This is a genomic window from Micromonospora sp. LOL_024 (assembly GCF_048060415.1).
Taxonomy (GTDB): domain Bacteria; phylum Actinomycetota; class Actinomycetes; order Mycobacteriales; family Micromonosporaceae; genus Micromonospora.
Window position 1 is genome coordinate 1 of sequence record NZ_JBHMIS010000131.1, and the last position, 1,383, is coordinate 1,383.

Sequence of the window (1,383 nt, forward strand, 5' to 3'; positions counted from 1 at the left end):
GTCGGCGATGGCCAGCCAGATCAGCTTGACCACGGCGTCGTCGGTGGGGAAGTGTCCACGGCTCTTGATGACCTTGCGGATCTGGTAGTTGAACGACTCGATCGCGTTGGTGGTGTAGATGATCCGGCGCACCTCGGGCGGGAAGGCCAGGAACGGTGTGAAGCGGTCCCAGGCGCGTTCCCACACCGCGACCGCCGCCGGGTACCGCGCTTCCCGAGCGGGCTGTCGGCGAAGCCGAGCATGGCGGTCTCGGCGGCCTCCACGCTCGGGGCGGTGTAGATCTCCTTCAACGCGGTGACCATCGCCCGCCGGCCCTTGTAGGACACGAACTTCATCGCCGCCCGGATCAAATGGACGACGCAGGTTTGCACGGTGGTGTGCGGCCACACGGCCTCGATCGCCTCGGGTAGGCCGGTCAGCCCGTCGCAGCAGGCGATGAGCACATCCCGCACTCCCCGGTTACGCAGCTCGGTGCAGACCTGCATCCAGAACTTGGCGCCCTCGGCCTGCTGGACCCAGATCCCCAGGACGTGTTTGACCCCGTCCACACCGACGCCGACGACGAGATAGCAGGCCTTGTTCCGGACCTGCCCACCGTCGCGGACCTTCACCATCAGGGCGTCCACGTACACGATCGGGTACACCTCGTCCAACGGCCGGTGCTGCCACGCCTTCACCTCGTCGAGGACCTCGTCGGTGATGGTGGAGATGATGTCCGGACCGACCTGCGTGCCGTACACCCGGTGCAGGTGATGCGAGATGTCCCGCACCGTCATCCCACCGGCGTACAGGGAGATGACCACATCCGAGAGTCCACCGAGGCGGCGGGCGTTCTTCGGCAACAACACCGGGGTGAACGTGCCCGCCCGGTCCCTCGGCACCCGCACCTCGACCGGCCCGACCTCGGTCTGCACCGTCTTGGCCGCGTGCCCGTTACGCGAGTTCCCCGAACCCTTACCCGCCGTCTCGTGCGAGCGGTAGCCCAGATGCTCGGTCAACTCCGCCCGCAACCCCCGCTCCAGGACGGCCTTGACCAGCTCTGACAGGAACCCACCCGGCCCCGTCAACCGCAACCCGTCACCCTTGATCTGCGCCAATACCGCGTCCATCGCCTCCTCGTCGACCAAGTCCGCAACCGCCTTCCGCGCGGCCTGCTTCGCCGCCTGCTCGTCGAGTACCGGCGCGGCCAGAGCCAGCCTCGGCCCGTCCGCGGCGACCTGCTCCCGCATGCCACGCCACTCGTCATCGTCGACCGGGAGGTCCTGGTTCCCCCGGGTTGATCATCGACATCGACATCGAACTTGTCCTATCTGCATCGACCGGCTCCTACCGGCCATAACGGATATCCATCTCAATCCGTTACACAGATCCCTCTACAAGCCC

Annotated in this window: 1 pseudogene; it reads right to left on the reverse strand. The window is 66.7% G+C overall.

Going from position 1 to position 1,383, the window contains the following annotated elements:
• Positions 1 to 1,109, reverse strand: a pseudogene (locus ACFHWY_RS28510) (IS256 family transposase); the annotation flags it as partial.
• Positions 1,110 to 1,383 lie beyond the last annotated feature (274 nt).